General features: G+C 61.9%; 21 protein-coding genes. 7 read left to right on the top strand and 14 right to left on the bottom strand.

Annotated features, from left to right (window positions below):
* Positions 1-10: 10 nt before the first annotated feature.
* On the bottom strand, positions 11-1,321 hold the full coding sequence (gene dctA / locus BPHY_RS30040) for a C4-dicarboxylate transporter DctA (protein WP_012405232.1): 1,311 nt from the start codon (positions 1,319-1,321) through the stop codon (positions 11-13).
* Positions 1,318-2,286, bottom strand: a complete 969-nt coding sequence (locus BPHY_RS30035; protein WP_012405231.1) for a LysR family transcriptional regulator — start codon at positions 2,284-2,286, stop codon at positions 1,318-1,320. The genes dctA and BPHY_RS30035 overlap by 4 nt, the downstream gene beginning before the upstream one ends.
* 670 nt (positions 2,287-2,956) lie before the next feature.
* Here BPHY_RS30035 and BPHY_RS30030 point away from each other — a divergent pair.
* Positions 2,957-5,410, top strand: a complete 2,454-nt coding sequence (locus BPHY_RS30030; protein ID WP_041766033.1) for a heavy metal translocating P-type ATPase — start codon at positions 2,957-2,959, stop codon at positions 5,408-5,410.
* Positions 5,407-5,628 carry a hypothetical protein gene (locus BPHY_RS30025; RefSeq protein ID WP_041765657.1) on the top strand — a complete coding sequence of 74 codons (222 nt, stop codon included), beginning with the start codon at positions 5,407-5,409 and terminating at the stop codon, positions 5,626-5,628. The genes BPHY_RS30030 and BPHY_RS30025 overlap by 4 nt, the downstream gene beginning before the upstream one ends.
* 225 nt (positions 5,629-5,853) lie before the next feature.
* Here BPHY_RS30025 and ftsH read toward each other — a convergent pair whose 3' ends face one another.
* From ftsH to BPHY_RS30010, 3 genes are read right to left on the bottom strand one after another with little or no spacing between them, the layout of a single operon-like run.
* Positions 5,854-7,791: an ATP-dependent zinc metalloprotease FtsH gene (gene ftsH, locus BPHY_RS30020; protein ID WP_012405229.1), complete on the bottom strand. Its 1,938-nt coding sequence runs from the start codon at positions 7,789-7,791 to the stop codon at positions 5,854-5,856.
* Positions 7,792-7,809: 18 nt separating this feature from the next.
* Positions 7,810-8,478 carry a methyltransferase family protein gene (locus tag BPHY_RS30015; RefSeq protein ID WP_012405228.1) on the bottom strand — a complete coding sequence of 223 codons (669 nt, stop codon included), beginning with the start codon at positions 8,476-8,478 and terminating at the stop codon, positions 7,810-7,812.
* Between the two features lie 24 nt (positions 8,479-8,502).
* Positions 8,503-8,754: a DUF2933 domain-containing protein gene (locus BPHY_RS30010; RefSeq protein WP_041765656.1), complete on the bottom strand. Its 252-nt coding sequence runs from the start codon at positions 8,752-8,754 to the stop codon at positions 8,503-8,505.
* A gap of 734 nt (positions 8,755-9,488) precedes the next feature.
* Here BPHY_RS30010 and ppk2 point away from each other — a divergent pair.
* The 5 genes from ppk2 (at position 9,489) to BPHY_RS44285 (ending at position 12,400) form a co-directional block, all read left to right on the top strand.
* The gene (ppk2, locus tag BPHY_RS30005; protein WP_244257717.1) at positions 9,489-10,295 is read left to right on the top strand and encodes a polyphosphate kinase 2; all 807 of its coding nucleotides are present in this window, start codon (positions 9,489-9,491) and stop codon (positions 10,293-10,295) included.
* Between the two features lie 701 nt (positions 10,296-10,996).
* On the top strand, positions 10,997-11,194 hold the full coding sequence (locus BPHY_RS30000; protein ID WP_012405225.1) for a hypothetical protein: 198 nt from the start codon (positions 10,997-10,999) through the stop codon (positions 11,192-11,194).
* Between the two features lie 144 nt (positions 11,195-11,338).
* Complete coding sequence (locus tag BPHY_RS43930) at positions 11,339-11,473, top strand: hypothetical protein (RefSeq protein WP_012405224.1); 135 nt, start codon at positions 11,339-11,341, stop codon at positions 11,471-11,473.
* Positions 11,474-11,627: 154 nt separating this feature from the next.
* The gene (locus tag BPHY_RS43400) at positions 11,628-11,900 is read left to right on the top strand and encodes a hypothetical protein (protein WP_012405223.1); all 273 of its coding nucleotides are present in this window, start codon (positions 11,628-11,630) and stop codon (positions 11,898-11,900) included.
* Between the two features lie 302 nt (positions 11,901-12,202).
* On the top strand, positions 12,203-12,400 hold the full coding sequence (locus tag BPHY_RS44285) for a hypothetical protein (RefSeq protein ID WP_041765655.1): 198 nt from the start codon (positions 12,203-12,205) through the stop codon (positions 12,398-12,400).
* Positions 12,401-12,533: 133 nt separating this feature from the next.
* Here the strand turns inward: BPHY_RS44285 and BPHY_RS29990 are convergent, their stop codons facing one another.
* The 9 genes from BPHY_RS29990 to cuyB all read right to left on the bottom strand — a co-directional run bounded on the left by BPHY_RS29990 (position 12,534) and on the right by cuyB (position 24,747).
* The gene (locus tag BPHY_RS29990; RefSeq protein WP_157686866.1) at positions 12,534-12,953 is read right to left on the bottom strand and encodes a helix-turn-helix domain-containing protein; all 420 of its coding nucleotides are present in this window, start codon (positions 12,951-12,953) and stop codon (positions 12,534-12,536) included.
* 335 nt (positions 12,954-13,288) lie between these two features.
* The gene (locus BPHY_RS29985; protein ID WP_012405221.1) at positions 13,289-14,401 is read right to left on the bottom strand and encodes a M91 family zinc metallopeptidase; all 1,113 of its coding nucleotides are present in this window, start codon (positions 14,399-14,401) and stop codon (positions 13,289-13,291) included.
* Positions 14,402-14,558: 157 nt separating this feature from the next.
* Complete coding sequence (gene tssA, locus BPHY_RS29980; RefSeq protein ID WP_012405220.1) at positions 14,559-15,707, bottom strand: type VI secretion system protein TssA; 1,149 nt, start codon at positions 15,705-15,707, stop codon at positions 14,559-14,561.
* On the bottom strand, positions 15,704-19,882 hold the full coding sequence (locus BPHY_RS29975; RefSeq protein ID WP_012405219.1) for a type VI secretion system protein: 4,179 nt from the start codon (positions 19,880-19,882) through the stop codon (positions 15,704-15,706). Before BPHY_RS29975 ends, tssA begins: the two co-directional genes overlap by 4 nt.
* A gap of 88 nt (positions 19,883-19,970) precedes the next feature.
* Positions 19,971-20,723 (bottom strand): DotU family type IV/VI secretion system protein, encoded by a 753-nt coding sequence (locus BPHY_RS29970; protein WP_012405218.1) that lies wholly within the window; start codon positions 20,721-20,723, stop codon positions 19,971-19,973.
* A 61-nt stretch (positions 20,724-20,784) separates the two neighbouring features.
* Positions 20,785-22,119 carry a type VI secretion system baseplate subunit TssK gene (gene tssK, locus BPHY_RS29965; protein WP_012405217.1) on the bottom strand — a complete coding sequence of 445 codons (1,335 nt, stop codon included), beginning with the start codon at positions 22,117-22,119 and terminating at the stop codon, positions 20,785-20,787.
* Positions 22,116-22,628 carry a hypothetical protein gene (locus tag BPHY_RS29960; RefSeq protein WP_012405216.1) on the bottom strand — a complete coding sequence of 171 codons (513 nt, stop codon included), beginning with the start codon at positions 22,626-22,628 and terminating at the stop codon, positions 22,116-22,118. Before BPHY_RS29960 ends, tssK begins: the two co-directional genes overlap by 4 nt.
* Complete coding sequence (locus tag BPHY_RS29955; protein ID WP_012405215.1) at positions 22,625-24,049, bottom strand: dicarboxylate/amino acid:cation symporter; 1,425 nt, start codon at positions 24,047-24,049, stop codon at positions 22,625-22,627. The genes BPHY_RS29960 and BPHY_RS29955 overlap by 4 nt, the downstream gene beginning before the upstream one ends.
* Positions 24,046-24,747: a cysteate racemase gene (gene cuyB / locus BPHY_RS29950; RefSeq protein WP_012405214.1), complete on the bottom strand. Its 702-nt coding sequence runs from the start codon at positions 24,745-24,747 to the stop codon at positions 24,046-24,048. Before cuyB ends, BPHY_RS29955 begins: the two co-directional genes overlap by 4 nt.
* Positions 24,748-24,750 lie beyond the last annotated feature (3 nt).

Genomic DNA, 24,750 nt, shown 5'->3' with positions numbered 1-24,750 from the left:
AGCCTTCATCTCACCTTCTCGGGGCATTCTGCACGGGCTCTTCCGCACCTTCCGCGCCGCCTGGCGCGCCTGCCCCGAGCATCCACGCGAGACGCGTGCGATCGCAACTTCCTTCCCACATCGAAACGAAGATCACTGCGCACGCGTTGCTGATCACGCTCGTCAACGCGCGAGCCTCGGACATGAAGCGGTCGATGCCCACCAGCAGCGCCACCCCGGCGACGGGCAGATCGGGAATCACCGTCAGCGTCGCGACGAGCGCGACGAGGCCGCTGCCCGACACGCCGGCCGCGCCCTTCGACGTGAGCAGCATGACTGCGAGCATCGTGGCGATCTGCGGAGCGGATAGCGGCACGTCGCATGCCTGCGCAATGAACATCGACGCGAGCGTCAGATAGATCGCGGTCCCGTCGAGATTGAACGAATAGCCCGCGGGCAACACGAGCCCCACTACTCCCTTGTCGCAGCCGAGCGCCTCCAGCTTTGCGATCAGGCGCGGCAGGACTGGCTCCGTCGACGACGTCGCCAGAACAATGAGCAACTCCTCGCGCATGTAGCGCAGGAGCCGCCAAAGCGCGAAACCGTGCAGGCGCGCCAGCGGAGCGAGAATGAGCGCGATGAACAGCGCGCACGCCACGTAAAACGACACCATCAACATACCAAGCGAGCCGACTGAGCGGATTCCGAAGCGGCCCACGGTGAAAGCCATCGCGCCGAATGCGCCCAGGGGAGCGAGTCGCATGATCATGGCGAGGATGCGGAACAGCGTCTGAGCGATGCCGTCGATGAGCGCGAGCACCGGCTTGCCCACCTTCGGATGGCAATTTAGCGAAAACCCGAAAAGCAGCGAAAGCAGCAGCACTGGCAGCACCTCGCCCTTGTCGAAGGCACCGAGCACCGTCTCGGGGATGAGGCTCAACGCGAACGCCACAACGCCGCGCGGATGCGGGTCCTTCGCATATTGCGCGAGGACGCTCACGTCGAGATGGCCCGCGTCGATGTGCATACCTTCGCCGGGTCGCAGCACGAAGGCCGAGATGAGCCCGAGCGCAAGCGCCGCGGCTGTCAGAAGATAAAAGAGCGCAAGCGCCTGAACAATCGTGCGGCCAATCGCCTTTCCGCTCGCGAGCGACGTGATCCCCGAGACGATCGTGCAGAAGACGATCGGCGTGATCATCATCCGCACGAGGCCAACGAACCCATCGCTCAAGGGTTTTAGCAGCGTGCCCGCTTGCGGTAAGAAGTGGCCGACTGCCATACCGAGCACCATGGCCAGCACAACCTGCACGTAGAGCATGCGAAGCAGTCTGACTAACCTCACGATGAAGTCTTCCTGCCTGGCCGCTTTTTCAGCGACGCATCGTCGTCCGACGTGTCGCCACTGGCGGCGGCGCCGTGCCTCATCTCGACAATCGTTTTGTGGAACTCCTGGGCGGCCGGTGTCAGCGGTCGCCCGCGACGCCTCACGATACCCACGCGCCGCTTCACCACCGGTTCGACAAGCGGTACGCTCGTGAGAATATGATGATTGCGTCCCGGCATCGCCATCGACGGCACTGCGGCGACACCGAGGCCCGCCTCGACGAGACCAAGCATGGTTGTGACGTGGCGGGTCTCGCAGACGCTCGGCATACGCGGCGACACAGCCCCGAGCGCCTGGTCGAGCAGCAGCCGGTTGCCGGAAGTCTTGTCCACCGAAACATATTCGTGCTCGTAAAGCTCGTTCCAGGTCACGCGTTTCTTGCGTGCGAGCGGGTGGTCGCGGCGGCAAGCGGCGACGAAGCGCTCCTGCAGCAGCATCTTGAACTCGACGTCGGGTTCCTGGCTCCCCATAAAGCTCACGCCAAAGTCAGCCTCTCCGCTGATCACCGCGGCAAGGACGTCGTTGGCGCTGGAATCCAGAATCTTGACCCTGATCCGCGGAAAGCGGCGATGATAGCTCGCGACGGCGCCTGGCAGGAAGTAGTAGGCAACCGAAGGTACGCACGCGATGGTCACATGCCCCAATCTGCTCGAAGACACATCTCGTATGCCGAGCAACGCGACGTCGAGGTCATCGAGCAGCTGTTCGGCACTAGGCGCGAAGACGCGACCGACGGTGGTGAGCGTGACGCTGCGCGTGGTGCGCTCGAACAGACGCACGCCGAGCGCCTCTTCGAGCTTGTCGATCCGGCGGCTCAGGGCCGGTTGCGAAATGTTTACCGCCTCGGCGGCCTTGCGAAAGCTTCCCAGTTCCACTACTGCTCTAAACGCCTGCAAGTCGTTCAGGTCGAAGTTGATGCCCACGTACCATCCTCCGCATTCCAGATGCGGTATTTTGCACGATCCTGTGCCGCGCGCCCCTCGACGAGGACCGAACTGCTGCCGTGCGCCGTGAGGGTGCAGCGGCTCACACCAAAGCCGGCCGGCGGCCTGGCCCGGTCTGAGCCGGGCCACGGTCACGGCCTGAATCACCTTGAACCGGTCCCCTCGCGCAACGTCATCGTGATCGTCTCAGTCGCGTTCATCGCCGGCGCTCTCCGGATGGCTGTCGGGCGCTCAAACTGCGCAGACGCGACGTAATGAAATGGCCATCCCGATCCCACCGACCGCTCGACGACAGGCAGTTCGATGGCCAGCTTGCACGGCCTCGCGGGACAAGTTGTCAGCATCGGGGGACCCTGACTGTCCCATCGATCAGTTGCTGATCCGTATCAAAGCTGCCACGGCAAATCGGTAAGGCACTTTGCACATACCAATGCAGCTTGTCGCGAGAGCTACTGCGAATTGCGACCCGCATTTCGTGGCGTGTCGATACCCCGCGATCGCAGAGCGGATCGTTGTCTCACGTCGCGAGTGAATCCCTGCATTCAGTTGATCGGTATCAAGTCCCACGTACTACCGTGGAGCAGACTGGAACCGCCCAAGTGCGTGACGCACAGTGCGCGTACTGCAAATCGACATCACCGAGGCCAGCATGCCAACCGAATCCGTGAACCATCGTTTCCGGGGCCTCATGGCACGCGCCCACGATGACGTACTTCCCACTGCGTCCCCGGCGGTTGTGGGCTCGCCTGAGTTCGTACGCGATCCCGTATGCGGCATGGAGATTCGGCCGACGACCTCCGCTGGCAGCGACGATTTCGACAACAAGCGCTACTGGTTCTGTTCCCAGCGCTGCCATGACAGCTTTCTTGCGGATCCCGCACGGTATGCGGGATCCGGCGCGCCGGATCAACCCGCGAGGCGCGATGAAGCCGGTACGTCGATGGCGCCCGCCACGGCAAGCGGCGCGCAACTGGCCAAGGACCCGATCTGCGGCATGATGGTGAACAAGGCGACCGCGCTGTCGACCGTTCGCGGAAACCGCAAATACTATTTCTGCAGCGAGACCTGCCTGCACACGTTCGAGTCGCCGGAAACCGAAATGAAGGCGATGAAGCGGCGCGTGGCGATCGCCCTCACGGGTGTGCTCGCGCTGGCGATCCTGCGCGCCGGGGCCTTCCTCGCACTGGCTGCCGGCGCGACGCTCCTCACGTGGGCGCCGATCCCCGCACTGCCGTGGTTCACCTGGGGCATCTGGCTTTTCCTGCTCGTCACGCCCGTGCAGTTCATCGGTGGCTGGAGCTTCTATAAAGGCGCGTGGAATGCGATCCGCACCCGCAACATCAACATGGATTTCCTCGTCGCTCTCGGCACGTCGGTGGCGTACTTTTATAGCGTCGTCGTGTTGTTCTTCCCATCGTGGCTCCCCGTCAAGGTGGCCGAGCGTGATGTCTACTTTGAGGTATCGGCCGTCATCATCGCCTTCGTGCTGCTCGGCCGATACATGGAAGAAATCATCAAGAAGAAATCGTCGGCGGCGGTGCGCCGGCTACTCGATCTCAAACCGGCGGTCGCCATTGTTATTCGCGATGGCAAGGAGGTAGAAATCCCGGCTGAGAGCATCATGGTATCGGAGCAGGTGGTTGTACGGCCCGGCGAAAAGATCCCGACCGACGGCACCGTGACAGAAGGTCAGTCGAGCGTCGACGAATCGATGCTCACGGGCGAGTCGATGCCCGTCGAAAAAGCGCCGGGCGCTGCCGTGATCGGCGGCACGCTCAACCGTTCCGGGGCGTTCACGTTCCGGGCCACCAGGATCGGCGCCGACACCGCGCTGGCGCAGATCATCCGGATGGTCGAAGACGCTCAGGCGAGTTCGGCCCAGATCCAGCGCCTCGCCGATCAGGTGACCGGCTATTTTGTGCCCGCCGTCGTCGCGGTCGCGTTGCTCGCCCTGATCGGCTGGACGATTGCTGGCCAGTTTGCTCTGGGGCTGCTTGCGTTCATTGCTGTCCTGATTATCTCCTGTCCGTGCGCGCTCGGCGTCGCGACACCCGCTGCCCTGATGGTCGGCGTGGGCAAGGGAGCGGACGCCGGCATCCTCATTCGCGGCGCGGAAGTGCTGGAGCGTGCCCAGAAACTCACGACCGTCGTTTTTGACAAGACGGGAACGATCACCCGAGGGGAGCCGACCGTGACCGATATCGTCCCGATTGGCCAGCACCGCGACCAAGACGAACTGTTGTCGCTCGCCGCTGCTGTGGAATCGGGCTCGGAGCACCCGCTCGGTCAGGCGATCGTACGAGCGGCGGAGCACCGCGCCCGCCTCGTTCCGAAGGCGAGCGCCATCGAGGCGCTCTCCGGCCTTGGAATTCGAGGCGAGGTCGACGGGCGGCGTGTGTGGCTAGGCAACCGCCGTCTTTTTGCGCAGCAGTCGATCCCGATTGGAGCAGCCGATGCGACGCTGGCCCAACTGGAAGCTGACGGCAAGACCGCCATGCTGGTCGGTTCTGACGATGAGTTGCTGGGCGTTATCGCGGTTGCCGACACCGTCAAGCCGGAAGCCGCTCAGGCCATATCGGCGCTAAAGGCGCGAGGCATCAAAATCGTGCTGCTTAGCGGCGACAATCGCCGCACTGCAGAAGCGATCGCGCGGCTGGTGGGCATCGATCGCGTCATCGCCGACGTATTGCCCGACGACAAGGTGGAGAACATCCGTATCCTGCAGCGCGAAGGCGAAGTTGTCGCGATGGTCGGCGACGGCGTGAACGATGCGCCTGCCCTGGCGACGGCCGATATCGGCGTTGCGATCGGTTCGGGATCGGACGTCGCCAAGGAAACGGGCGGCATCATCCTGATCCGCAACGACGTACGCGACGTCGCAACTGCCATCGAGCTGTCAACCGCCACGATGCGCAAGATCAAACAGAATCTGTTCTGGGCATTTGTCTATAACACGATCGGCATTCCCGTCGCCGCGTTCGGACTCCTCAATCCGATCATTGCTGCTGCTGCGATGTCGCTGTCGTCGCTGAGCGTGGTCGCAAATTCTGCATTGCTCAAACGTCAACGGTTTGGCGAAGTCGGAGAGGAGGTATCGACATGAAGCGGTTAGCGCCACGGTTCTGCACCGCGCTGGCGCTGGTGCTGGCCGTGGGCGTCCTCTACTTTTATCGTGGCTCTGCGCTATCGCTTGTCGTCGCGGTCCTTCTGCTTGCCTGTCCAGTGTGGGTGATCTGGACGAGTCTGCGGCTATCGCGAGAGAGCCAGCGGGATATCAACGAAGCAGTCGAACGGGAATCGGATTCGCGCCACGCGAAGTGACGGCGGCGACGTCGCGCTCATCCAGGCAGAAGGCGTCTGTCACGATGTTTTTTAAACGTGGGCTCCGAGTGAAATGCGGGATGTGCTCCCGAGGCAGCAGACGGTACATGTGGATGTCATCCATCGGCAGACGCTGGTGCTGGTTGACGCCACTTTACGCACTCGCAATGGTCGCGACAATCGCGAACAGCACGATGGCAAGGAGAACCAGTGCGATCAGTGCTCTCATTGCGCCTCCCCACCTTCAACCGTCAGCGCCCTGTGCTCGCCGGAGCGGTCCTGTCCCGCATCGGCGGCGCCGTCGCCACCATCCCGCAGCACCGACGCGGACGCTGCACCGCCGCCAAGCTGGCTCAATAAGGCTTGCAGTTCCTCGCCCGACATCGTTTCCTTTGCGAGCAGGTCCCGCGCGGCGCTCTCGAGCAATCCCCGGTTGGCCTGCAGGATCGAAAAGGCGCAAGCGGATGCGGTCTCGATCAGCTCGCGCACTGCGGCGTCGATCGCGGCTGCCGTCTGTTCGCCGTACTGGCGCGGCCGCCACTCAGATCCGTTCGGCAGACCGAGAGCCGAGGTGGTCTCAGGTTCATATGCGACCTGCCCCAGTGTCGGGTCCATCCCAAATCGCACCACCATGCTGCGGGCGATCGCACTCGCCTTCGCGAGATCGTCGGCCGCGCCCGTCGACACGTCCGCGAATATCAGTCGCTCCGCTGCCCGGCCGCCTAGCAACACCGCCATGCGATTCATCAGCTCGGCCCTGTCCATCAGGAAACGTTCCTCGGTCGGGCGTTGAATCGTATAACCGAGCGCTGCAATGCCATGCGGGATAATCGAAATCTTCTGGACCATGTCGACGCCCGGCAATGTCATCGCGACGAGCGCATGGCCCATTTCGTGGTGCGCCACGACTTCCCGCTCGTGCGCGTTGAGGAGACGATTACGCTTCTCGAGACCGGCAACGATCCGCTCGATAGCCTGCGTGAAGTCGTCGAGCGAGACATTCTCCGCATGTCGGCGCGTCGCAAGTATCGCCGCCTCGTTCACGAGATTGGCGAGGTCGGCGCCTGAAAATCCCGGGGTGAGTGCGGCAATGTCATCGACTGGCACGCCGGGCGCGAGCGCAATCTTCTTCAGGTGCACTTCGAGGATCTGCGCGCGGCCCTTCTTGTCCGGCCGGTCGACGAGAACCTGCCGGTCGAAGCGGCCTGCCCGCAGCAGTGCCGGGTCCAGGATTTCGGGCCGGTTGGTGGCGGCGAGAAGGACCACACCAATGGACGTGTCAAATCCGTCGAGTTCGGCCAGCAGCTGGTTGAGTGTCTGCTCTTTCTCGTCATGACCGCCGCCGCCCGGAAACGCACTGCCGCGCGCCCGGCCGAGCGAGTCAAGTTCATCGATGAACACGATGGCGGGCGCGTGCTTGCGCGCCTGCTCGAACAGATCGCGCACGCGTGCCGCTCCAACCCCAACAAACATCTCCACGAACTCGGAGCCCGATATCGAGAAGAAAGCGACGCCCGCCTCCCCCGCGACCGCGCGTGCCAGAAGCGTCTTGCCCGTGCCGGGCGGGCCGACCAGCAGCACGCCTTTCGGCACGCGCGCGCCCAGACGGCCGTAACTGCGCGGATCGCGGAGGAACGAAACGACCTCTTTCAACTCGTCCTTCGCTTCGTCCACACCGGCGACATCGGCGAACGTGACCTTGATGTCCTTTTCGACATAGACCCTCGCCTTGCTCTTCCCGATCGACATCATGCCGTCCATGCCTGGCCCCATCGACATCGGCCGGATCAGGAACATCCAGACGAGCGCGAAGCCGACGATCGGCATCAGCCAGCCGAGGATAGTCGGCCACGGACCCGGTTCGGGTTCGCCCGAAAAAGTCACATTCTCGTTTGTCAACGATTGTGCAAGCGCCTGGTCGACGCGCAGAGTCGAAAAATGCCGCGGCGAGTCCTTCGGCGCATCCTTCAGGGTTCCCGTGATCCGGGTCGGACCGACGACGAGATCGGTCACCTTGCCCTGACTGGCGAGTTGCTGGAATTCGCTGTATGGGATTGTCCTGATGTGATCCGGTTGCGACACGAGGCTCTGGATCAGCAGCACCCCGACCATCGCCGCGAGGACGTAAAGGAAATTGATCTTGTGTTCCCGATTGAAATCCATGTTCCGCCCCGGTCGATTTCAACTGGCAGAGTCGTGCGTCGAACCGCCATGATGTGCGCCGAGCTTCGGAATGAAAGCCGGAACTTCGTCCATGTAGCGCCGGTAGGCGAGGCCAAACTCGGCGAGCGAATCGCGCTCCTCGGAGTGCGCGAGGCGCGTGTACATGTAGACAAGTACCGGGAACATGGCGAGCGTGAGCAGGGTTGGCCATTGCAGCAGAAACCCGAACATGATCAGCATGAAGCCAACGTACTGCGGATGGCGAACGTACGCGTAGACACCCGTCGTGGCGAGTGTGTGACGGCGCTGAGCCCGATAGAGGACTTGCCATCCGGACGCAATAATCCAGAAGCCGCCGCCGATAAACACGAAACTCAGCAGATGGAATGGGCCGAAATGCGGATTGACCTTCCAGCCGAACATCATTTCCAGGAGGTGCCCCGCATCGTGCGAAAACCAGTTCACCTGCGGATAATGGGACTGCAGCCAGCCCGACAGCAAATAGATGGTCAGCGGAAATCCATACATTTCGGAAAACAGCGCCACGATAAAGGCCGAGAACGCGCCGAGCGAGCGCCAATCCCGCTTCGTCTTCGGTTTATAAAACGTGAAGGCGAAGAAGATAAAAAAAGCCGAGTTCACGGCCGCGAGTAGCCATAAGCCGTAGGCAGCGGAGGTATCGTGCATGACTGGCTCCTCGACAATAACCGGTCAATGATGATGGAAATGCGACGACTGATTCCGGTCGGTCCTGTCTTCGTCTTCTGGATGGGGAGCGTCGCCGCCGTGGCCGCCGTGATGCATGAACAGGTGCATCAGCGGACACGCAAGCAGGAGTAGAAAGGGCAGCCAGCCAAGCAGATGCGCCCGGTGTTCAGTGACCAGATAAAAACCTCCGATCGCAATGAACGCCAACAGCACGATATTTCCGCCTGGAAAACGGGAACGCTCGTCATGTTGCATTCTGTCCTCCTCCGATTCCCCAGGCAGCGGTTTGACTCGCTGCATGCTCCAGTGCAGGGTACCGCCGCCAAGACGCCAAGGCTTGATACAGGTCAAGTCCGTTCGAGCGCGAGCGTCGGCGGCAGGATGCCTTCAGACGTGCTTGAACCGGCTCAATGCACGACACCGTCGCGGCAGTGGCGTCGGTTATCCCCGAATCGGCGTGACCATCCCCGTCGAGCGCTTCTACGCCCAATGCGCTCAAAGGGCAGTGACAGCGATGACGAGGTTATCTGTAGTCGCTGCTGCCCTGCTTCAAAGCCTCCGCTAGCACGCAACGAGCCTCAGAGTACGCGGACTTCCCGCTATTGTCGTAGTTGATCTGCATCAACGAACAAGCCACGTGCATGGATACGATTCTTCAATGAAGCCGTCTATTCGCGCACCACATCGGGCCAAAACCATAGTCTTCGCTTCACTACATAGCCGCAGCGATATGCAGTACAACACACACACCGTCATCACGGCTGCTGTTGATCCGGCGAATGCAGCATGGGCCCAACGTATGAAGCAGACGCCCGGACACACCCCTGAAGCGCTTGAGCCAGCCGTATTGAATTGACACGAACGCGGGTCCGCACGAGCGGCCCCGCCGTTCATCGCGGCTTTATTTGCGCCCCGTACGTTCACACTCTATGCGACCAAGACGACGAGGCGCCATGAGCAAGCGGAAAGCAGAAAATATCGGTTCCGGGATGCGTGACTCTTTTGCCAACGCCGGTTCAGCCAATGAACCTAAAGTCCTGTCCCGGGACGAATATGAAGCGGAGCTGCGCCGGCTTCAGATCGAACTGGTGAAATTGCAGCGCCACTTTCTCCGATGCAGGGACAAGATTCTCGTCATACTCGAAGGTCGGGATGCAGCCGGCAAGGATGGTGCGATCAAAAGAATCGTAGAACATCTAAGCCCGCGGGAAACACGTGTTGTGGCGCTCGGCCGGCCATCGGACAGAGATCTCGGAGCGTGGTATTTCCAGCGTTTTGTGCCGTATCTTCCCGTCGCAGAAGAACTCGCGATCTTTAATCGAAGTTGGTACAACCGCGCCGGCGTCGAGCATGTGATGGGGTTTTGCACGCCATCGCAGTACGAGGAGTTTCTGCAGTCTGTGCCGCGCTTCGAGGCAATGCTGGTCGACTCGGGCATCCGGCTTCTGAAGTACTACCTCGATATCAGCCGCGATGAACAGGCAAGGCGACTCGACGCACGGAAACGGGATCCTCTGAAGCAGTGGAAGACAAGCCCAATTGACGAAGTTGCCGTCAAACATTGGAAAGACTACTCCTTCGCTCGCGACACGATGCTGGTGCGTACGCATACTACCTTTGCCCCATGGCGAATCGTGCACGCCGATGACAAGAGACTGACACGGCTGAATCTCATTCGCGACATCTTGTGGAGGCTCGACTACTGCGACAAGGACGAGAAGTTGGCAAAACCGGACAACACGATCGTCTTTGAGTTTGAGCCGGCTTGCATCGGGGACGGCCTGCTCGCACAGTGATGGCGCAACGTCCGATAGGCCGCGTTGATTGAGGCGCCAGGCTTATCCTCTTTTACGCCGCTCAGCAGATCCGTTGCTGTTTTTGCCAGTTCGTAGTCGTGCAGGTTGACCACGTGTACTTCGAGTGGGCGATTTGCGCAACATCTGACGATCGCCGGCGAGCGACCTGGTCGCGAGAAGCGCAGACGTCGAACCTCGACGTTCGTTCACAGCGCGGCGCATTGCTCGTTCCATGCGCAGGAAGATGGGGAGGAGCTAATGTCCGATCGTGCGTCCGCGAGAAGTTTTTCATACACCGCCGCGTCATCAAACGACTTTTGATTCCTGGTCGATGACCAACGTTAGCCGACCGTGCTCACCGTAAGAATTAAGCGCTTCCATATCATTCTCTACCTCAACGAAGGAAGATCGCTTGCGCGCTTTCACGTATGCCGTTGATTTCGTCCGGTACACCACCCGTTGGTCACGTTGACTGCTGCCTGCACGAGCATCTATCAACGATGCAGTTTTCATACAGTTTTTTCATCCGGTATCGTGCCCGATTCCGATTTAACATTTGTGTCCCGGCTCCGCAGGTCGCTGAACTTGCAACGCCGGCGCTCAGAAGACTGGAACGACTCGCGAATACGAAACGGTCGGCCGCGTCAAAGCGTTGATGCTTCCCGACCACGTTCAATCCAGATTAAGGCGGAGACACATCTATGCTAAGCCCGCACGAATTTGCCACCCTGATGCTGGTCGCTTCCGCGCCCGAGCAGATTGATCTGAACCGCGGAGAACTCGATACCCTGCTCGAACGTCAGTTAATCGCCCTGGAGCAGGTATCATCCGGGGCTCAGCGCACACGCCTCACCGACGACGGCGATTCTATTCTTCGCGCCGTTACTCGAAAACACTGACGCTTAACCCGCCTGCAAACCACCCGTCGTGCGCCTGCCACGGCTTGCGCGCAGTATAGGTTCACTCACGCGATCCCGCTGTCGCCGTCGGCCACTGCGAATGGCGAAGCGTCTGCGCACGATCGCCTATACAGGACTGCCATCATGCTGACTCGGCAGCAGATTGCTGAAATCCGGAAGGCCGATCTTGTTCTCGTTTCCGACATGACTAACAAGGCGGTCGAGGATTTCGGAGAACTCGCCGCACTGAACCGCACGGGCAATCCGCTCGATACTTGAGGACACATTCGGATTGGCGCAAACGTCATGACGCAAGCATCGATCTGCGTGGCACCTGAATGAAATGTCGTGAATATGGCGATGGTTTTGGCGCCCCTCCATTCAACCGAGCGGTTCATGCATTAAAGCTCACCTCTATCAGACGGGAGACGTTATGCATTTCTATCATCAGGGTGTAGCGATCCAACCATCGGTAGCACGAAGCGGACATACTTTTGTCGCGCGCGTATCCATTCTCGAGGAAGATGGCGAGGCCACTTCGCTAGGTGATCTGGGGTATTTTGCGAACAGGCTGTCAGCGCTCGCCTTTGCCGCGCGGTGCGGCACTGCGTTCGTGGACGACGAGCCGATGCCTCGGCCGCCATGCCATGTGCAGCCTGCTAAAGCGTTGCAACAGGCTGCTGTTCCAGTCCAGCTCGCGACATAGGGCTCGAGCCATCTACCTGGCGGCGTCACCATAAAGCACCGCAAGCGCGGTGTTCCGGAGAACAGCGCATTGACCAGGCCCGCCCCGACGACGCATCAGGCGCCGACAAAGCGCGGCATCGAGGCTGCCTCGCTGCGATCTCCGTCAGAGACATGGCAGTATGAGCGCGCCCTGACCCACAAATTCGCGAAGGTCGTCGTGAGCGACGCGTTGCTGAGCATCGATCTGGCCAAACGAGTTGACGCGCGGCTCGCTCCGCGAGATTCCTGAATCCGCCTGAAGCAGTCGCCAAGAGAGCATCCATGACGATCGATCCATTGCGCGGCGAGAAGAACGCATGGCGTGCCGCTGCAGCCGGCTGGACGCGGCTCTGCGGCGTGCCCATCGCCCGCTGGATCACCATGAACCGATCATCCGGCAGACGTAGCCCGGCCGCCTTGCCGGCGTCCGCTTCGAGTTGCTGCTTCATGCCCGCTGCCATTTCGACGAGGCGCGCGTGATACACGTGCCTCGATGCCTTCATAACGGTTCGTAGCGCGGAGATCGGATGCCGGCTCGTCTCCGATAAACCTTGCTGCCTGGTTCAGCCGCTTCAGTTCACCGTCTTCCGCGTTGTCTGAGGCGCCCGCACCTTCATCCTCTGGCGTCGTTGGTCGCCTTCGCTCGCCAGAGACTTGGGGATGTGCCGATGACCTGCTTGAAAACCCGACTGTAATGAGCATAGTCGGCGAATCCATACCTGTGCGCGATTGCTGTCAGGCTTAAATTGCCTCTTTGCAGATCGCGTTGTGAACTACGCACCTTTTCCCCGAGGCGCCAGCTATGGGGTGTCGTACCCGTGGTGCGCTTGAACACACGCAGGAAATGCCCCTTCGACATCTGGACGGAGGCTGCAACCGTTTCTATCGACGTGCCAATCAACAATGTCGCAAGCATCAGCTCTCTGGCCGCTTCGACAGCATCAAGCGCCCTGGACGAGCGGCTATCTCGGGCGTCGCTCAGCGAACTGCAATTTGCATCTTGCGCGGTCACGAGGCTGCTGATGTGTTCCATGTCGGAAAGGATCCAAAGGCGAATGAGCTTAGCATCCTGTCGCACGGGAAACCCGTTGCATAGCCTCCGAAAATCAAAACACACTTGATGTGGAGTCAATAATCGACCGAGAACCGGCAAGCGCTTCGCCTTGCGTCTTGTAAGTCACTCAGGAAAAGCGGCGCACTGTAGCATGGCGAACATCTCGCTGCGACGGAACGCCCGCTGCGCGAGTTGACTCATCATCGATTGACGAGTCAGCCGGTCAATTGCCGAAGGTAACGCTCTTCCAGCACCCGCTTATTAGAGTTCCGACAACCGTTGTGGCTCGCGGCACTCACAAATCTGATCGTTTCCTACGGCGCATAATATGGCCGCAGTGCGACTCCTGCACCCGCCCGAAGAGCATTCTCCGTATTTGGAAAGGCGGCATACGGCCCCAATCCAACGCACAAGTACTCATATAATGCCGTAGTCGTGCCATTTTCCACACCGGGCTGATTGCCGCGCATATTGTGTAGCGCATGGATCAGTTCGTGACCGAGCCCAATATACGGTGGTCGGGCGGTACCGGCTGAAGTCAGATTCGAGGCGTTCCAACGCACTCTCGTATGACCGCCAATCCCCCTCGTTGCGCCTGCTGCCAGCACCGTTCCAATGACAAGCTTGGCTGAGTCGACGTCCGCGAGCGCGACCCCGGCTGGGAAAGCCGTATGCCCGCTCACCCAGCTCTGCAAGGTCGCGGCAGAAATCCAGTTGGCGCCACACGTCACCGACGAAGGAATAACACTCGGCGCCCCTTGCAATTGATAGACGGGCGTATTGTCTATCTGCGTTTCCAGCCAGTTGAAGGACGCGGCGAGCGCGGGTGCATGACCCATGGCGGTCATCGCGCCGCTGATACAGTTGCCTACTGCGTTATAGGACCCGTTCAGGGCGGCAGCAAGGTCGGTCTGATAGTCGTCCGGCATCCCGTTGACAATCGCACATTCGTTACCACCGCTGGCCGTACCTACCGCGTCCGCGATTGCAACCCGGTGACCCGCCGCCACCTCAGTGCACAGGTCATCAAGCAGGGTATGTCCGGCAGCGAAGTTGTCCAGAGTTTGTAGCGCTAATACGGCGTCGACCTGATGTGACGGCACGTTGCCGGACCTCACGACACCGATGCCCGGTGCCATCCCGGTATGCAGGGTAAACGGGTTGACGGTGACGTAAATGGGGTTGGGGAAGGTGTTATACAACTGCGACAGCGCATTCGCGTATTTCACCTTCTTTGCTGCGGGGAGGTTTCCAATCGCCTGTATCAACACCAGCAGGTTGGCTCCCGTTGCGGCGACGTTGAACTGGTCGACGGCATTGACCACCGGGATCATCGCGCTTTGGGTGCGGGCAAAGGTCGGCCCGCCGAGATAGATGGATCGATTTGCAGCAGTCAGATGGGTAACGAACTGTGCACGGGTAAGCATACGGCGCTCCAATTGTTTGCCAATGTTTTTATGAATCGATGAAATCTGTGGCGGGTCCCGGTCATCATGCTTATATGAACCGCAGCACCGCAAAGCATTCGCCGGAGTTGAACGTTTGCGTTGTTGAACAGGCAGCAAGCCGCCGCCTGTCGACTCGTTACTTGATCTCGAGCATCGCGAGATAGCGCGACATGTCGCCTTCCGTGCGCAACACCTCCCGCATCAGCTCGGGCAGCGGCATTTGCCCCCACGAAGCGGCACGACGTAGCAGATACGGCGTCGGACTATGCGGTTCTTGTTCGGCCAGGTACTGCGCGATGACTTCGATCAGTTGATAAGCTTGTGCCCTGCTCTCCACTCGGGCGGGAAGAGCTCTGATTGACGTGCCCACGACAGGCGGCTCTCGCAATGCGTCACTCATTTGCGTCTCCAGCAATGCGTAATTTTCGTTGACCGACGGTGCACCCCCCACGGCCATCAAGCCCGCCGCAGGATCGTCATGTGGAACTTGACCCGTGGCAGCGGCCAATGCGTGATTGCCGAGCAGGCTTGTGACCGCCCGCGAGAGGCGCATCAGCACATCGCTCACCCTGCCCAGATGAGGCGAATCGCCCTGCAGCAGAACGTCGAGCAGGCGGCCGAACGACAGCCACATCTGCTGGGCGACCTCGAGCTGCTGATGCAGCGCCGCCAGGCTAGCCAGGTTGCCTCCTTGCGTGACGTGTTTGTCGAGCAGGTCTCGCGTGAGGTCAGCCGCATCGTCATCGCCTCCTTCCACGAGGACGCGCTGCCACTCGTCCAGATTCACGTTTGCCGGCTCGCGCCCTTCGATCACGAGGAGCGGCACGTGCAACGTCAGCACAAGGGCGATCGTGTCGTTCAGCCATACGAACGGCGCGACACGCGCATCCGTGTCGCCTTCTTCCAGCGCCGGCCAGGCGTGTTCCCAATAGCTTTCCGCGAGCATCGTCAGCAGCCTCGTCCCCGCGATAAAACCTTCGATGCGGTGCATATGCGTCCATGCTTCGCACAACCATGCGGCAAGCTGGAAATCCTTGCTGCGCGTGCTGAGCGCCTCCGTGCATGAGGCTGCCACGCGCTTCCAGTCCGCCTTGATCAACGGACGTTCCCATTCGCCCATCGGGACGCTCGAGTCGTCATGCGTGCGAGCGTCGCGGATGTGCTGGTACAGCGGCTCGTAGCGTAGCGAGACGCCGGCGCCCTCGCCCATTGGCACGGGCGCAAGCAGCGCCTCCAGGTCGATGTCGAGGCCTTGTGCGATGTCCATCGGATACGACTGTTTCATAGCGCGGTCCAGTCCGGTGCGCGCACCGGGAAGCTGCCGGGCCACGGCAGCGGTGTTTTCTTGCCCGCCGGCATGAGTGCCAGGCGCACGAACACGCGTCCGTGCGCCTGCTTGGGCAACAGGCTGAGATTCGCGGGATCGACGGTAGAAAGCGGGAAGTCGAACTTCAGCAACTGCGCCGCATTGTCTGCACGCGGGCTCGCGTCAGTCACACGCTGGCGATTGATGAACGAGATCAACGCCCACGGGTCTGTGAACTGCCATGTGAGCGTGCGGCCGTCCGTCGAGAGTGCGCGCTGCTGCGGGTCGGACATTGCTGTGAGTGGCGAGTCTTTCGCGAATCGCAATGCGAGCGAGACGGGCGTGCCGTAATCCCAGTGCAGCGTGCGCGGCGCTTCGTTCATCGACAGGCTCTGCGAGCCGATCGTCAGCGTCCAGTCGATCACCTGATTGGCCGCTATCTCGCCCACGCGGTTAGCGCGAAACTCGACACTCAGCTCGTAGCCGTTCGGCGCGCCGTCATCAGACGGGTACAACGGCGCGAGCAGCGTTCTGACCTGATCGAAGTTATCGATGAACTGGCGCAGCTTGCCGCCCGCAACACCGGCCGCGCCCGCCTGCGCGATGGCGCTGCCGCGCGCTGCGTGGAATGCCTCCGATACAGGCGCGTAGCGCTTGAGCACCTGACCGAGTTCGCCGAAGTCAGCCGAGCCCACGTCGGCGCGCGTGCCGACACGCACCATGTTGCTGTTGTCGAACGGCTGACGCCCTGCCACGGTTTCGTTGAACTCGCTGGCGAAACTCGCCCATCGCTGCCGCAAATCGGATACGTAAGACTGACTGCAACGCGCGAGCAGCCGGTCATAGAGCCGGGCGTGCAGCATCGCGAAGTAGTCGCCGTCGCCATTGGTAGCCGGTCGAGCCGTGAACTTCGACATGCAGCCCGCCGGTCCCGGATCGGCCGCTACTGATAGCGCGAACTGCTCGAGGCGCAGCAGACTGCTATTCGGATTCTTGAGCTGATAGCGTTCGAGATCGCGGTTGATCGCCTGCCAGCGCTGCACAAGGGGCGCTGTTGCGCTGGCAGCGTCAAGTGCCGACAGATACACGGAAGCCTGTTTTCCGAGCGACACCGCGCGCGCTGCCTGCTGATCCAGATACGCCGCGAGCCCGGCCCCATCCGCAACTCCAAATGCCGCGAGCACGGGCGAGCGTCCGCCATGCTGGCCCTCGTTGCCGCCGTCCTGGCGCGTCGCATAGAGTTCGGACTGCGTGAGCGCGTTGTCCACCCGCTGCAAATGCGCGATTGCATCCGCCGACACGAGCATTCCGAGTTCTTCGAGTTGCGCGGTCGCGCCCAGCTCCATCAGAAGCGCCTCGATTCGCGTGAGCCGCACGCGTGCCGCGTCGAACGCCGCGCTGTCCGGATCGCCTTGCGCCGCCGTCACGGTTGCCGCCGCCGCTGTCTGATCGAGGATCAGGCGCGCAAACTGGAGATCGAGCGCATCTTCGATCATGGGACGTATCGCGGCAGGCATGTTAGTCATGCCATCCGTCAGGAAGTGCTTGCGCACGTCGCCGAGCGCGAGCGCCTGGTCGAGTTGCGCACGATCCCAGGCGATCGTCGAACCATCGGCGAGCGTCGGCAGTTCACGATTGCGCGGCGCCACCATGAACGGTTGGTTCAGCAGATTCGACAGTCCATCGCGCAACGCAGTGCGCTCGGGCGAAACGCTATAGCGCGCGTCCTTGTCGGCCCAGACGATGCCGCTGGTGGCCCCACCGAAACGCAGCGCCAGTTCGCTGCGAAACGCCTGAAATTCCGTGTCGTCCCGCTGCCGGATCTGTGCCGCGAGATCTGCGCCAAGCAGGCGGTTTTGAGCCACGCGCGAAAGCGTGTGGTCATACGCGGGCCCCGGCATGAATTGCGGCTGATGGAGCCAGCTGCCCTTGCCCGATGCGAGCAAATCGCGCTGTGCATCGATACCCGCCACGATCGCGCGATAGCCCGCGGTGAGCTTCGAAAAGTCGCCAGTACCCGAGTCCGACACCGAAAGCGTGTTGAGGTTATCGGTCACCGTGCGCTCGGCAACCAGCAGCGGGTTGTTCGTGAAGAGTCCGTTGTCGAGTTGCTGAGCGCCCTTGTTCAGCGTACAGCGCAACGCCTGCTGCACAGGTACAAGATCGATGCCCGACGTGCGCGCCGCCACACCGCTTTGCTCGCGATAGAAGTAAGGCAGGCTTCCAGACACGCTTCCCTGCAATTCCGCGCCGAGCGCGTAACGCACCACGAGGCGCAATGCATCGGCGTTGTCTGCCGCCGGGTGCTGGAGCCTCTGCAGCGCCTGCAACGCGGCATCGAATCGATCGACGTTGTTCACGTAGAGCTGCAGCGAACGCATCTCGGGAAGATCGTCGACGGCGAGACTCGGCGCAGCGCCAGCATCGGCGCGCATGCCGCCCGGCGCCGCACAGTCATCGCCCGCAATCAGCTGGCCGGTGCTCGGATCGCGCCCCACTCCCGTCAGCTGACTAACCCGTGCGTACATTTCGCGTTCGAGCGCCGCAACAGCGATTTCGCCGAACTCGCGCTCGAAACGCTCTTTCACGCGTGCATTGAGGTCATCGACAATGCTCCACGAGCCCGGCATGAAAACCGTCCACGTGCTGTCAGTTCTCAGATGCTGGTTCAGTACGATGAGCGCGAGCGCCTTGCGGCGATACCAGTCAGCGGGCAAATCCTGCCCTTGCTGCAAGGCCGCAGCGCGCTCGCCGGTATCGCGGCGCAGCGAGCCGAGCGCGGTGACAAGCTCGCCATTGCGATGGCTCAGTTGCACGGTTGCGACGACGAGACCCATGCCCCAGCCGCCCAGCAGCGCGATGCTGCCCCAGCGCAGCGCGCGGCTCATCACGGGACGCGTCAGATGCTGCGAACGCGATGGACGCGTCAGGCCGTATTCAAGGAAGATTTTCTTCTCGAAGAGATCGCGCAGGAATGCCGGCTGCAACATCAGGTCGTTGATCGCGCCGCCCGGCTCCCTCCCGCCATCGCCGAGGGCGAGATCGGTATGTTCTTCGGTTCCGCTGGCGCCCGCATAAGGCATCACGCTGTCGCGCCGGGCATCGGCGGGTGATGGCAACGCGCCGGGTTGCGCCGCTTCGCCGCCCTGCGCGGCGCTCCATTGCGCGAATTCGCTTGCGTCCCCCGTCAGGTAGATGCCGCGAAAAAAGAACGGTTCGTGGTATGCGCTCGCGCGCAGCAGCTCATCCACATAGAGCTGCAGTTGCGCGCGCATCGCGTCGATGCGGGAGGGCAATTGCAGGAACTGCCGCGCGTCGAGATGCGCCGAATCGAGTGCGAAGAGTTCGGCGCTTACGTCGGACACGGAGCGCATCACGCTGTTCATCGCCGTGTCGACCCAGTCGGGCTGATAGGTCGTCGAAAGATCGTACGGCGACGACCAGCCCAGCATGCTGGCGCGCATCGGCTCAGGGAGCGCGCGCGCGAAGGTCGGGAAGCCGGGCAACGCTTCGCAGCCGGTGATGACCACGTACACAGCAAAGCGCATTGCGAAACGGTTCTGCGCAAGCCACAACCGGCGGTGCGCGAGCTTCGCGTGACGCACGAGTTCAAGGCGCGCGTCGGTGTTATCGGCGAGCAGCGTGGCAGCCGGCACCGTGATCACGACGGAATCGAACGGGCGCTGCTGGCGGTAGTTGCGACATAAACCGAGAAACTCGTCCCACGGCTTGCCGTCGCCATCGTCATCGGGCGAACCGAGATAGGCCGCCTTGATATCGACCACAATCCCCCGATCGAAGAAGTGCCATGAGATGCCTTGCGTGGCGGCCGAGCTCGCCGCCTCGGCACCCAGCACGCTGGCGACGCCCGCCTGAGCAATCGGCAGCGGACGCGGGTCGTCCCCTTCATTGAGGATCATGATCCACGGAATGTTGTAGCGCTCGGCGCGCGACGCGATATTGCCTTCGATCAGCTCGACGGCCTGGCGAAAAGCGCTACGCAACGAGTCCGAGCGCAAACGCACGATCTTGCGCTCGGTTTGCGGCTTCGCGTGCGAACCGTGGATCGCGAAATACAGCACGGCACCCAGCACGGCGCAGACCACCAGCGTCAGCAGCGCAATGGAAAGCAGAAACAGATTGCTCGTCAGCATGGGCGCACTCCCGCAAACGATAGCCGTATGGACGGCTGCGCATCGCGCAAAGAGTCCGGCGCAACAGCCGGCACGAAGGGGCGGACACTCATGAACTTCTCCCCGTCACCGGGTCGGCATGCAGCGCGTCGCGTACGGGCCACGATTGCCACAGCCACAGCATTTCGGAAATCGCCAGCAGTGATACTGCGGCGAGCATCAGAATCACGGCCCAGCGGCTGACTGTCGGCAGCTTGCGCGGAGCAACGTGCGACAGCGTGTTGCCATAGGCGGGCTCGGACAGCACGCGCTCGCGCCCCCCAAGATCGGGGCGGCGCTGATAGACGAACTCGTAGAGTTCCTCTCGATAGCTGCGCAGACGCGCCGTGGCATCGGTGTCGCGAAAGCGGCCCTGGAAGCCCATCGCCAGCGCGAACAGGTAGAGCCGCGCGATATTGCGATATGAAGGTTCGCGGTCCGACAGCAATTGCTCGATACGGCGAAAGATCTGATCTCCGGCGACGTTGGTGCGAAACAGCGTCGATTCGAGCAGATAGCCCGTCCAGTGCTCGCGTCCCGCCCACGGCGAATTGAGCAGGATTTCGTCTGCGAGCACGGCTTTCAGATAGCGGGCGTCGGCAATCGTCTCCATTTCGAAGCGCGTGCTGTCACGGCGCGATTGCAGCGTCTGGATTTCGAGCAGATCAAGCAGGTGGCGACTCATGCTCTGCGCGGCGAGGTCCGGGTCTGCATCGGGCAACCCGGAAAATCGCGTCTGCGCCCTGACGAGCTCGTCGAGAAACGTACGGAACTGCTCGGTCACAAGATCGTCTTCTTCGGGTTCGGGTCGGTTGCGTGCCATGCTCAGGTTGCCTTGGTCGTTGCTTTTGTCTTTGCGTTCTTGGTGGCTGTCACTGCACGCGTCATCCCTTCACGAACAGCAGCATTTCCTGTGGCCGCTGCGCGCTCGCGCCCTCGTTGGGGTTGCCGATCACCAGCAGTTCGCTCGCCAGCACCAGCGCGTGCTCGGCCTCGACTTCGAAGAGCAGATACCCCGAGCCCGAACGCAGGCCGAGATCCTCGGCATAGTCGATCCCGCGGCGCGCGGCGCCCAGCACGCGGCGGCTGCGCAACGACGCATAGACCGATTGAGAACCGATGACGGCGCCATCCATCCACGCCAGCAGGTCGCGATCCGACTGACCGCGCAGGCCGACCACCAGACGCTCGCCGATCCAGTCCGGATGCAGCGCGATTTCGAAGGCCCCGTGGCGGAATTCGAACTTGTGCTCGCGATACGCTTCGTTGACTTCCGACATCGATTCGCGCAGCGAACGCAACAGCGGCGTGAACACAGAAAGCGGGTCCGCGTGATCGTAGTCGGGCGGCACGGGCGGCAGGCCACCCGGCTTGAGCATCGCGAGCGATCCGTTAAGCGACGCCAGCGACAGATAGAGCGACAGCGGATGAAGATGCGGTGTGCGCAGCACGGCTTCTGCGAGCGGCAGCGCGCTCAGCAGGCTGCGCAGCCGGTCCTTGAGTTCGAGTTGCGTCAGGCGATCGTCGACCTTCGACGAAGGATTCGCAGTCTGCCGCGCGACGAACGCCGCCTTGCCGCGCAGTTGCCCAAGCAGGGACGCGACGCTTGTCCACAGCGGATTGTCGCGCGCCACTTCCAGCAACGGTGGCAAATGCTCGCCGAGCCGTACGACCTCATTGTCCCTGTATAGCGAGCCGAGGCGCAGGTAGACATGCATGGCCGACGGCAATTCGCCCGCGGCAAGCGCGAGATTCGGCATGAGGCGAGGGATATCGGCGGGCGGTGCGTCAGAGACCTGATCCTCGACGGGCATACCCGCACTCGAACGGAAGCGTTTGACCTGGGCGCTGCGGCGCATCGTGCCCGCGACGGGCAGGACAAGATAGAAATCGATCGGCCCGCTCGTGAGCGATGCCGCAAAGGGTTCGAGCGACAGTTCAAGGCGCACTGCGCCTTGCGCTTCGGCGCTATACGTCACAGCCGTGCCGTCGGGCATGATCGCGTCGAGTTCGAGCACGCGCAGCAGACCCGCGGGGAGCAGACCGTGGTCCAACACCAGACGCCGGACGCCCCAGCTGAACGGCGCGGCGGCAAGCGTCTGCCAGGCCACGAGCGAATCGACACGCGACGCCATTTGCTGGAAATGCTGCGGCGAGAGCAGCATGCCTTCAAACCATTCGATACGGTCGGTCACCGCCATGTTGGCGTCATGCATCATTTCGAATCCAGAACGGAAAAGTTGTTGCTGTCCAGCTGCACCACGATATGGCCGCTGAAATGTTCGATCCTGACGCGATGCGCGCCAGGACCCTCGTAATTCGCAAAAACGAACGCGCCTGCCACACGCGGACCCGCAAACTCGTCACCACTGACCTCCACATGCTGGCCAGGCACAATCTCCCAGCTGCGATAGCGCAGATTCTTCGGATACGTCCTGACCAGATCACTGCGCCCCGTGAACCATTTCGAGGCCGGCATTTCAGCAACACGGGCGAGCATTGCGTCGTCGCTCACGAGGACGACGTCCACCGCCACGGCACTGTTGTTGTTGACTTCGTCGCTGGCGCTCAACGTCACTTGCGACCACTTCGCTTTCTCTCCACTCATCCCGAGAACGCTGCATCCACCGAGCGCGCCCACCGTGCAAACCGCGGTGAAAAGAGCGGCCGCTCTCCTCGCTGGCAGCCCGCATAACCGCATCCGATCGCGAATCGAACCGATGATCATCTCGCTCCCACTCCAATCCCCATCAATACGATCAGCGAAGCTGCCACCACGACGCAGCTCACCGCCAGCAAAAGTTGTCCGCGCGTGAACGTAAAGCGCAGCACCGAGTTCAGTTCCGCTAAGCCGCGAGGTTCGACGGTTGCAACCCGCTCCGAGGGCAAGCCCGCAGAAACCAGCGCGATGACCGTGCACACCGAGAGCAGGCTCAGCACATTGCGCGGCCCTTCGCAAATCAGATCCACCGTGACCAGCAGAACGCCTGCGGCTTCGACGGGCAAATTAAGCAGCGACAGCACCAACCCGGTGTAGCCGACAGTCGCGACGCCGTTCTGCCCCGCCGATATAAAGGCGGCGATCACGGATGCCGCACAGATCGCCGTCATCTCGCCAACGCCCAGGGGTCGCTCGTAAAGGTTGGCGACGAATACGGTCGCCAGCGTGTAATAGAGTGCCGAGCCCGCCCGTACGAAGACCGAGCCGAAGGGCACCACCAATTCGACGACACCGCGGCTGAAGCCCAGGCGCTCGCTCATCGCTTCGATGGTGTGGGGGATGGGCGCAGTCGCGCTGCCGGACGTCAGGCCGATCAACAGCGGCGCCTTGAGGGAGCCCAGCACGCGAAAGAACGGCTGCCCGGCACGCGTCGCGATCGTGCCGATCGCGACGGCGGCAAGCAACGACGTGGAAGCGGCGAAGCACAGCAGCAAGCTGCTCATCGCATCCAGGGTCGCGCTTTGCGTGTGCGAGGTCAGATTCGCGGCCACTCCGAGCACGAGCACAGGGATCAGCAAATTCGCATGCGCGATGATGGTTTCGAGTGAGCGGTAAACGCCTTCGAATACATTGCTCAACATCTTCGTTTGCTCACGCGAGAGCGCGGCAAACGCCATGCCGAACAGCAGCGTGCCCGTCAGAATGCCGAGCGAGCGGCCTTCCGCGAGGGCGCGATAAAAGTTGTCCGGGAAAATATCAACGATGCTGAGTACGCGGTTCGCCGTGTCACTAGTGCCCACAGCACGGTCGAACATGGTGACGCGCACCTCGTCAGCGTCACTCCCGCTCTTGAGCACCAGTTCGCCAAGTTGCGCGTGCGCAGACGCTGGAAGGTGCTCGCCAGGCATGACAAGCAAGCCCGTCAAGGTGCCGACGATTGCACTAATCACGACCGATGCGAACGCGAGCGCGACGATGGTGCCCACCCGCGTGCGAGGCATTGGCAACGCAATGACCTGCCGAAGCCCGAAAAAAGTCGCGACGACCAGCAGCGGAATTGCCGCCATGTTGACGACGGACAGATACAGCTGACCAATGAAGTAGGCGAACTCGCCAACGGGCCCGGCGAACATGCCGCACAGGCCACCGAGTGCCAGGCAGGCAATAAGGCCAAGCGTGCTTTGCGAGAGCGTTCGCAGCGTTCTCATTGCGGGCGGTTCCAGCCGCGCTCGCACGCGTATTTCACGGTTGCACGCGCCAGTTCCAGCGAACTGTCGATGAGCGGCAGCGCCGGGGCTGCTATGCGCTGTGCCGCCAGCGGGATTTCCGTACAGGCCAGCAGCGCCATTGTCACGCCTTGCTTCACCAGCATCGCAAGAGCGGTCTCAAGATGCATTGCAGCGGCATCGAGGTCTCCCGACTTCACGGCATCGATGCAGACGGCGACCAGCGGCTGAACCGTCTCGTCCGGTGTGACAGGTTCGATATCGCGTTCAGCGAGCGCACGTTGATAGAAGCCGGAAACCAGCGCGCCGCCAGTCGCAAGCACAGCTACGCGTTTTGCCGTGGGTGGCACGGCTGCTACGCAGATCTCCGCGATATTCAACACGGGCGCCGCACTGTGCGCACAGATCTGTGCATACCAGTGGTGCGCCGAATTGCACGGAATGGCGATCAACCCGACGCTGTTCCGATTCAGCATGTCGATGCCCGCTAGCAACGCCGGCAGCGGATCGACGCCGTTCTCGAGAATCGCGCTCGAACGGTCCTCGATATGCGGCAGATTCGCCACGAGGAGCGGCAAATGCTCCTGGTCGCGGCTCGCCTCGGTAAGCCGCACGACCTTATCCATGAAGTCCACGGTCGCGAGCGGCCCCATGCCGCCAAGAATGCCGATCATAGCCATGGC

The organism is Paraburkholderia phymatum STM815 (genome assembly GCF_000020045.1).
Taxonomy (GTDB): domain Bacteria; phylum Pseudomonadota; class Gammaproteobacteria; order Burkholderiales; family Burkholderiaceae; genus Paraburkholderia; species Paraburkholderia phymatum.
Note: the sequence above shows the minus strand (reverse complement) of the source record. Positions and strands in the feature narration are given on the sequence as shown.